Source organism: Streptomyces sp. NPDC028289 (genome assembly GCF_055565975.1).
This window is the reverse complement of record NZ_JBVHTI010000010.1, coordinates 516,311-525,098: the sequence shown is the minus strand read 5'-3', so window position 1 is coordinate 525,098 and position 8,788 is coordinate 516,311. Positions and strand designations below refer to the sequence as shown.

Genomic DNA, 8,788 nt, shown 5'->3' with positions numbered 1-8,788 from the left:
GCGTTGACTTTTGGCACGCTGTTGAGTTCTCAAGGAACGGTCGCTTCCTTTGTACTCACCCTCTCGGGCTTTCCTCCGGGCTTCCCTTCGGTGTTCCAAACTCTATCAGTGTTTTTCCGTCTCCCTGACCACCCTCCCGCAGGCATGCGGAAGATGATCCCGAGTTAGGATCTGACAAGTTTGGGTGCTGCTGAGTTACGGCGCTTTACCGCACCGCTTGGCCCCAAGCAGGAGTACGACTGTACACGGAGCCTCGAAGGCCGCGCAAATCGAATAGGCTGGTGGTCTAGACCACTACCTGGTAGCTTCCATGCGGAACCGCCACTTCATATGACATACGCTGCTGCTCAGTGCCGTCCGGAACAGCCAGTGACGGCCCGTAAGCAGCTCCACTTCCGGGAGGCTTCCCATGACCACCGTGACGTCCCCGCTCGCAGGACGCGCCATCGGACTGGCCGCCGTGCCGGATCCGGTCTTCGCCGGGGCCATGGTCGGCCCGGGCACGGCGATCGACCCCGTGCGTGAGCCTTCCGAGGTCGTGGCACCCGTGGACGGCGTCATCGTCTCTCTGCACCCGCACGCGTTCGTCGTCGTGGACGAGAGCGGCCACGGTGTGCTCACCCACCTCGGTATCGACACCGTGCAGCTCAACGGGCAGGGCTTCGAACTGCTCGTCAACAAGGGTGACACCGTCACCCGCGGCCAGGGCGTCGTGCGCTGGAACCCGGCCGCGGTCGAGGCCGCCGGCAAGTCCCCGGTCTGCCCTGTCGTGGCCCTGGAGGCGACGGCCGACGCCCTCTCCGCCCTCCGCGAGGACGGTGACGTGAAGGCCGGCGACAGCCTCTTCGCCTGGAACTGACTCCTCTATAGCTACTGACTGCTCTGTATATGGCTACGTAGCTGACGACCACGACAACCACCGCGGCGGCGGGACCCGCCGCACTATCGGAGACGGTGAGATGGAGACAACGCTGCGAGGCGTCGGCGTGAGCCACGGTGTGGCGATCGGCGAGGTTCGGCACATGGGAACGGCGGTGCTGGAGCCGCCTGCCAAGCAGATCCCCGCGGAAGAGGCGGAGCGGGAGCAGGGGCGTGCCCGTCAGGCCGTGGATGCCGTGGCGGCCGACCTGATGGCGCGCGGCAATCTGGCGGGCGGCGAGGCCCAGGCGGTGCTCGAGGCGCAGGCCATGATGGCGCAGGACCCCGAGCTGATGTCCGACGTGGACCGGCGGATCGCCGTCGGCAGCACTGCCGAGCGTGCCGTGTACGACGCGTTCGCCGCGTACCGCGAGCTGCTGGCCGGAGCGGGCGAGTACCTCGCCGGCCGGGTGGCCGACCTGGACGATGTGCGGAATCGTATCGTCGCCCGGCTGCTGGGTGTTCCGATGCCGGGTGTCCCGGACAGTGACGAGCCGTACGTGCTGGTGGCGCGGGATCTGGCGCCCGCGGACACGGCGCTCCTCGACCCGACGCTGGTGCTCGGTTTCGTAACCGAGGAGGGCGGGCCGACGAGCCACAGCGCGATCCTGGCGCGGGCACTCGGGGTGCCGGCCGTGGTGGCGCTGCCGGGTGCCGGTGAGCTCGCCGAGGGCACCGTGGTCGCCGTGGACGGCAGCACCGGCGACATCTTCGTGAACCCGAGTGCGGAGAAGAAGGCCGCGCTGACGGCGGCGGCCGCCGAGCGGAAGGCGGCGCTGTCCGCCTCGACCGGCCCTGGCGCGACCGCGGACGGGCACAAGGTGCCGCTGCTGGCCAACGTGGGCGGTCCGGCGGACGTGCCCGCCGCGGTGGAGGCCGGTGCCGAGGGCGTCGGTCTGTTCCGTACCGAATTCCTGTTCCTTGACGACAGCAAGAGCGCTCCTTCCGAGGAGAAGCAGGTCGAGGCCTACCGTCAGGTGCTGGAGGCATTCCCCGAGGGCCGGGTCGTGGTACGGGTGCTGGACGCGGGCGCGGACAAACCGCTGGACTTCCTGACGCCGGCGGACGAGCCGAACCCGGCGCTGGGCGTGCGTGGTCTGCGGACGCTGCTCGACCACCCCGAGGTGCTGCGCACCCAGCTGACGGCGTTGGCGAAGGCGGCCGAAGGGCTGCCCGTCCACCTTGAGGTCATGGCACCGATGGTGGCGGACCGTGCCGATGCGAAGGCGTTCGCGAACGCCTGCCGGGAGGCGGGGCTGCGGGCCAAGTTCGGCGCGATGGTGGAGATTCCGTCGGCCGCGCTGCGGGCGCGCTCGGTCCTTCAGGAGGTCGAGTTCCTTTCGCTGGGCACGAACGACCTTGCCCAGTACACGTTCGCCGCTGACCGTCAGGTCGGTGCGGTGTCCCGGTTGCAGGATCCGTGGCAGCCCGCGCTGCTCGACCTGGTCGCGCTGTCGGCGGAGGCGGCGCGCGCCGAGGGCAAGAGCTGTGGCGTGTGCGGTGAGGCCGCGTCGGATCCGCTGCTGGCCTGTGTGCTGACGGGTCTGGGTGTCACCTCCCTCTCCATGGGCGCGGCGTCGATTCCCTATGTCCGGGCGATGCTGGCCAAGTACACGCTGGCCCAGTGCGAGCGGGCCGCGGCTGCCGCGCGCGCCACGGACAGCGCGGACGAGGCCCGTGTGGCGGCTCAGGCGGTGCTGTCCGGCGAGTAGTCGGCTACGGCCGTGATCGGCTGTCTTTCCAGGGGCGCTCCACCTGTTGGTGGGGCGCCCCTGGCGGTTTCTAGTGGTGGTGGTGGCCGGGGATCGTCTGCTGGTCGCCCAGGTCGGGCGGCGCGCAGTAGTCGACGTCCGATTCTGGTGAGATGAGGTCTCCGGATTCGACGTCGGTGCAGTAGGCGTCGAAGACCTCGCCGGCGGTGAGGGGCCCGAGGTTGTTGCCTCGCAGTCGCCAGCCGTAGACACGGTCGGGGGTGCCGGCGGCGCTGGTGCGCATGACGAGTCCGCCGGGGCTGTTGGTGGCGAGGCCGAGGGCGAGGACGCTGGTGAATTCGAGGGCTTCTGCCTCGTCGAGGAGGGTGGTGCCGTCGCCGTTACGGTCGGCGTGCAGGACGGTGACGAGGGTTTCGGGTGGTCCGGAGACGCTGCACACGAGGTGCCGGTTGCCTGCCGGGGCGGTGTCGAGGATGCGGGTCAGGAGGTGGGAGGCGCGGGTGAAGGCTGCTCGTCCGATGTCTTCACCGCAGGTGGGGCAGGGTCCGAGCCGGGCGAGGAGGGTGCTGGCGTACTCCCAGGTGGCCTGTCGTACGGCCTCGTCGACGAGGGCGGGGACGAGGTCGGTGAGGGGTCGACCGTCGTACGGGACGGTGGCGCCGGTGGCCGCGAGTTCGGCGGTGAAGCGGCTGCGGCTGGCCGGGGCGTCCGGGTCGAGGCCGGTGGCTGTGCAGAACTCGGCGTATTCCTCCGGGTCGAACAGGGCGAGTGTGGTGTGGGTGCCCTCGGCGGCGCGGGTCCTGAGGAGGGCTTCGATCTGGCGGAGGTAGGTGAGGTGGTCGTCGAAGGTGAAGGTGCGGTAGCGCCGCATGGCGCGGAAGTCGTGTTCGTCGGTCAGCAGGCCGATGGTGCCGGCGATCTCGCGGCGCAGGACGCGTCGCATGGTCCGGTGGTCGGTGTGCGCCATGGTTCCCCCTGTGAGCGGTCGATCAATGCTCACTCACAGTAACCGGCGCCACTGACAACGGGGGCGGACGTCAGGCGCGCTTGCGGGCGAGGTCCTCGAAGTAGGTCAGCAGGTCGAGGTTGTCGATGGAGCCGGGGTTGACGGCCTTTTCCAGGGGCGCGCCCTGGAGGAGGCGCTTGACGGGGACCTCGATGCGCTTTCCGGTGAGGGTGTGCGGGACGCCGGGGACTTCGATGACCTCGTCCGGGACGTGGCGGGGCGAGAGCTGTTCGCGGATGGCCTGCTTGATGCGGGTCAGCAGGGCCTCGTCCAGGACCGCGCCCGGTGCCAGGTGGACGAAGAGGGGCATCCAGTAGCCGCCGTCGGGCTGTTCGACGCCGATGACGAGGGACTCCTTGATCTCGGGGAGGCGCTCGACGACCTCGTAGATGTCGGCCGAGCCCATCCGTACGCCCTGGCGGTTGAGCGTGGAGTCGGAGCGGCCGTGGATGATCACCGTGCCGCGTGAGGTGACGGTGATCCAGTCGCCGTGGCGCCAGACGCCGGGGTAGGTGTCGAAGTAGCTCTCGTGGTAGCGGCTGCCGTCGGGGTCGTTCCAGAAGCGGATCGGCATGGAGGGCATGGGGTTGGTGACGACCAGTTCGCCCACTTCGTCGATGACGGGGCGGCCGGCCGGGTCCCAGGCCTGGAGGTCGGTGCCGAGACCGGGTGCCTGCAGTTCGCCGGTGTAGACGGGGAGGGTGGGCACGGCGCCCGCGAAGCACGAGCACACGTCGGTGCCACCGCTGACGGAGGCGATCCAGAGGTCGGCCCCGCTCGCTGCGAACTCGTCGTGCAGCCAGCGGAAGCCGTCGGGGGGCAGTGGGGAGCCGGTGGTGGCGACGCACTTCACCCGGGAGAGGTCGTGGTCGCGGGAGGGGTGCACGCCGGCCTTGCGGCAGGCCATCACGTAGGCGGCGGAGGTGCCGTAGAGGGTGGCTCCGGTGCGTTCGGCGACGCGCCACTGGGCGCCGGTGTCGGGGTGGCCGGGGCTGCCGTCGTACAGGACGATCGTGGTGCCGGTGAGGAGGCCGGAGACGAGGAAGTTCCACATCATCCAGCCGGTGGAGGTGTACCAGAAGAAGCGGTCCTCGGGGCCCAGGTCGCAGTGCAGGCCGAGCTGTTTGAGGTGTTCGACCAGGATGCCGCCCTGGGACTGGACGATGGCCTTGGGCAGGCCGGTGGTGCCGGAGGAGTAGAGCACCCACAAGGGGTGGTCGAACGGGACCTGTTCGAATGCTGGTTCCGTGTCGGCGGCGGTCAGGGCCGACCATTCCAGGGCGTTTTCGGGGGCCGGGGTGCCGAGCAGCGGGATGTGCACGACGGCGCGCAGTGTGGGCAGTTCGCGGCGGAGTTCGGCGACGGTCTCGCGCCGGTCGTGTTCCTTGCCGCCGTAGCGGTAGCCGTCGACGGTGAACAGGACGACGGGTTCGACCTGCTGGAAGCGGTCCAGGACGCTGCGGGCGCCGAAGTCGGGGGCGCATGAGGTCCAGACGGCGCCCACGGCGGCGGTGGCGAGCACGGCGACAACGGCCTGCGGGATGTTGGGGAGGTAGCCGCTGACCCGGTCGCCGGGGCGGACGCCGAGGGCGCGGAGTTCGGCGGCCAGGGAGCCCACCTGCCGGCGCAGCTCCGCCCAGGTGACGGGGCGGGGTTCGTGGGTCTCGTCGACGTACAGGAGGGCGGGTTCGTCCGCGCGGGTGGCGGCGGCGCGCAGGGCGTGCTCGGCGTAGTTCAGCTTCGCGCCGGGGAACCATTCGGCGCCGGGCATGGCGCGGTCGCCGAGCACGCGCGCGTAGGGCGTCGAGAACCGCACGTCGAAGTATTCCGTGACGGCTTTCCAGAAGGTGTCCAGGTGGTCGACGGACCAGCGGTGCAGGGCCGGGTACCCGCCGTCGGCGGGGGCTTGGTGGTGTTCCGCCGCCCAGGACTGGAACCTGGTGATGCGTGCCTGGGCGGTCCGGTGCGGATCGGGCTGCCAGAGCGGCTGGGGGTTCGCGGTCGACATGGGGCGGCTCCCGGGCTTCTGCGCTTTGTGTGCGTGGGACGCGCGCACGGGCTGGGGTGTGCGCGTGACGCGGCTGACAGGGACGATGCCATGTGATCGACTTCTGCACCAGGGTGCGCTCCACATAGTCCGTGTCGTAAAGATGTGGCCGCGGCACGGGTGAACGCCAGTTGAACGGCACGCGCGTGTGGAGCGCTGAGTGGCAGGGTGAGCAGCATGGACGGTCGTGACCTGGTGCGTTCGGTAAGAGTGGTCGGTTCGAGCAAGGCGGCTCAGGGGTTGCGTACCGTACGGGCCGCGTGGCGCAGAAGGCGGATCGATGCCGCCGGGCTGCCCGCGCGGGGTGCGGAGCGGGCCCGGGTGCCGGGACCGGTGCAGGACGCGGAGCCGGGGCCGGGCGGCGGAGTGATCCGGTTCAGCCGGTCCGAGCTGCGGATCACGGTCGCCGTGAACGGAGCCGTCTTCTGGGGCTGGGACGGGGCCGGTCCCGAGCCGTCGTACGCGCTCGCGGGGCGCTGTCCGGAGCCGGATCCGCGGGCGGTTCTCGAACCGGACACGAACGGCGGCTGGCGGGTCGTGGCGGAGCGGGTGACGGTCAGTGTCTCGCGGCACGGCGCGGTGGAGGTGTGCACGCCCGGTGGCGTGATGTTGCGGCGGGATCTGCCGCCGCGCTGGTGGGAGCCGGTGGGCGGGGGTGCGGCGCGCTGGGTGCAGCGGTCGGAGGTGGCCGCGGACGCGCGGTTCTTCGGGCTGGGCGGGCGTCCCTCGGGGCCGCGGCTGCGGGACGGCACGTACCGGTTGTGGAACACCGATCCCGGCCGTGCCTTCGGGCCCGGTGACGATCCGCTGTACATCACCATGCCGGTGCAGCTGGTGGTGGCGGACGCGGCAGCGCATCTGGTGTTCCACGACAGTTCCTGGGACGGGACGGTGACGCTCAGGGAGGGCGAGGAGGGCGCCGGTTCGGGGCACGACCGGGCCGGGCGCTGCGAGCTGCGGATGGACGGCGGTCCGCTGCGCTGCTGGGTGATGGTGGGCACCCCCGCGCGCGTGCTGCACACGTGGGCCTCGCTCACGGGCGCGCCCGCGCTGCCGCCGTCGTGGGCGCTGGGTCATCACCATGCGCGCTGGGGTTTCGGCAGCGAGCAGGAGGTGCGGCGGATCGTCGCCGGTTACCAGGAGCGCGGTCTGCCGCTGGACGCCGTCCATCTGGACATCGACCACTACGACGCCCACCAGGTGTTCACGGTCGATCACGAGCGCTTCCCGAAGCTGCCGACGCTGGCGGAGGAGTTGCGGCGGGACGGGATCCGGCTGGTGTCGATCGTCGACCCGGCGGTGAAGGCCGAGCGGGGCAACGCGGTCCATGACAGCGGGACGGCGGTCGACGCCTTCGTCCGTGATCCGTCGGGGCGGACGGTGGAGGGGGTGGTGTGGCCCGGGGAGGCGGTCTTCCCCGACTTCACGGACGCGCGCGTGCGTTCGTGGTGGGGCGGGCTGTACGAGGAGCGGTTGGCGCTGGGCTTCGCCGGGTTCTGGCACGACATGAACGAGCCCACGTCCTTCAACGCGTTCGGCGAGTCGACGCTGCCGCGCTCGGCGCGGCACGCCCTGGAGGGGCGCGGCGGCGACCACCGGGAGGCACACAACGTCTACGCGCTCTGCATGGCGCGTGCGGCCTACGAGGGCCTGCGCCGGCTCGCGCCCGAGGAGCGGCCGTTCCTGTTCTCCCGCGCGGGCTGGGCCGGTATGCAGCGGTACGGTGGCACGTGGTCCGGTGACGTCGCCACCGGCTGGCCGGGGCTGCGCGCCTCCCTGTCGCTGGTGCTGGGGCTCGGGCTGTGCGGGGTGCCGTACTCGGGGCCGGACGTGGGCGGCTACGACGGGAGTCCGTCGCCGGAGCTGTTTCTGCGCTGGTTCCAGCTGGGCGCGTACCTGCCGCTGTTCCGCACGCACGCGAGCATGCGGGCGGGGCGCCGGGAGCCGTGGGAGTTCGGGGCCGAGGTGCTGGAGCACGCGCGCGTGGCGCTTGTCGAACGGCGGCGTCTGCTGCCGTACTTCATGACGCTGGCGCAGCTGGCCCGGCGGACCGGTGCACCGTACGTGCGGCCGGTGTGGTGGAGTGCGCCGGAAGACCGGGCGCTGCGCGACTGCGAGGACGCGTTCCTGCTGGGTGACGCCCTGCTGGTGGCTCCGGTGCTGGATCCGGGTGCCGACCGGCGTGCGGTGCAGCTGCCCCGGGGACGCTGGTACGACACGGTGACCGAGCAGGCGTACGAGGGTCCCGGGCAGGTGCTCGTGGATGCCCCGCTGTCGCGGATCCCGGTGCTGGTGCGCGCGGGTGCCGTCCTGCCCGTGCGGGACGAGGACGGCGGGACGCGGCTGGAGGTGTGGGCGCCCGCCCGGGGTCGGACGGGCGGCGGGCTGGTCGTGCCGGACGCGGGCGACGGCTGGGAGGAGCCGGAGATCGAGCGTTATGTCGCCCGCTGGGAGGGCCGGCGAGTGGTGGTCGCACGCGAGGACGAGACGGGCGTGAGCGAGCCGTCCCGGCCCGTCCGGGTCCGGGGGCTGGGATGAGCCGGAGGGCTCAGTAGCGGCCCTCGAACCACGCGCGTACGGCCACGCTGTGCAGCGGGAAGGCGAGTTCCTCGGGGCGGCGCAGCAGGTGCCAGCCCTCCGTCTCGTCGGTCGCTCCCGACGGCGGGAGACCTTCGGCCGGGCGTTCCGGCAGGAGGCCGAACAGCAACAGGTGCCCGTCGGGTGAGCTCATGGCGTCGACGAGCCGTACGTCGCGGGCGGCCGCGTCGATGCCCGTCTCCTCCTTGAGTTCGCGGACGACGGCGTGCCGCCAGTCCTCGCGGTCGTCGACGTAGCCCCCGGGCAGCGCGGTGCCGCCGCGCGCGGGGGCCACCGTGCGGGTGATGACGACCAGGGCGGTGCCCTTCGTGTCGTAGACGGGCTGAAGGGCGATCGCCACCGGCAGCGGGTTGCGGTAGGCGACGTGGCCGCAGGCCGGGCAGGTGCGGGGCCAGCCGGAGATTCCCTCTCCGTAGGCCGCTCCACAGCTCGAACAGTGCGAGCCCGGAGCGGAGTTGGCAATTGGGTGCTGATTTTCGGACACGCGCGGACTTTATCCGATCAGGA

Annotated in this window: 6 protein-coding genes; 3 read left to right on the top strand and 3 right to left on the bottom strand. The window is 71.3% G+C overall.

Translation table 11 applies throughout. The annotated features are described in order from the left end of the window. Positions 1-409: 409 nt before the first annotated feature. A complete protein-coding gene (locus tag ACZ4UV_RS44830; RefSeq protein WP_390047826.1) occupies positions 410-859 on the top strand; it encodes a PTS sugar transporter subunit IIA in 450 nt (149 codons plus the stop codon). Between the two features lie 100 nt (positions 860-959). Next, positions 960-2,630 carry a phosphoenolpyruvate--protein phosphotransferase gene (gene ptsP / locus ACZ4UV_RS44825; RefSeq protein WP_451016551.1) on the top strand — a complete coding sequence of 557 codons (1,671 nt, stop codon included), beginning with the start codon at positions 960-962 and terminating at the stop codon, positions 2,628-2,630. A gap of 70 nt (positions 2,631-2,700) precedes the next feature. Here ptsP and ACZ4UV_RS44820 read toward each other — a convergent pair whose 3' ends face one another. Both ACZ4UV_RS44820 and ACZ4UV_RS44815 read right to left on the bottom strand, forming a co-directional pair. Further along, a complete protein-coding gene (locus ACZ4UV_RS44820; RefSeq protein ID WP_451016552.1) occupies positions 2,701-3,597 on the bottom strand; it encodes a hypothetical protein in 897 nt (298 codons plus the stop codon). Positions 3,598-3,667: 70 nt separating this feature from the next. Further along, positions 3,668-5,644, bottom strand: coding sequence for an acetoacetate--CoA ligase (locus ACZ4UV_RS44815; RefSeq protein WP_451016553.1), 1,977 nt, complete (start codon positions 5,642-5,644; stop codon positions 3,668-3,670). Positions 5,645-5,860: 216 nt separating this feature from the next. Here ACZ4UV_RS44815 and ACZ4UV_RS44810 point away from each other — a divergent pair, with 216 nt between their 5' ends. Next, positions 5,861-8,221 (top strand): glycoside hydrolase family 31 protein, encoded by a 2,361-nt coding sequence (locus tag ACZ4UV_RS44810; protein ID WP_451016554.1) that lies wholly within the window; start codon positions 5,861-5,863, stop codon positions 8,219-8,221. 10 nt (positions 8,222-8,231) lie between these two features. Here ACZ4UV_RS44810 and ACZ4UV_RS44805 read toward each other — a convergent pair whose 3' ends face one another. Beyond that, positions 8,232-8,765 carry an NUDIX domain-containing protein gene (locus ACZ4UV_RS44805; protein WP_362585090.1) on the bottom strand — a complete coding sequence of 178 codons (534 nt, stop codon included), beginning with the start codon at positions 8,763-8,765 and terminating at the stop codon, positions 8,232-8,234. Positions 8,766-8,788: the final 23 nt, after the last annotated feature.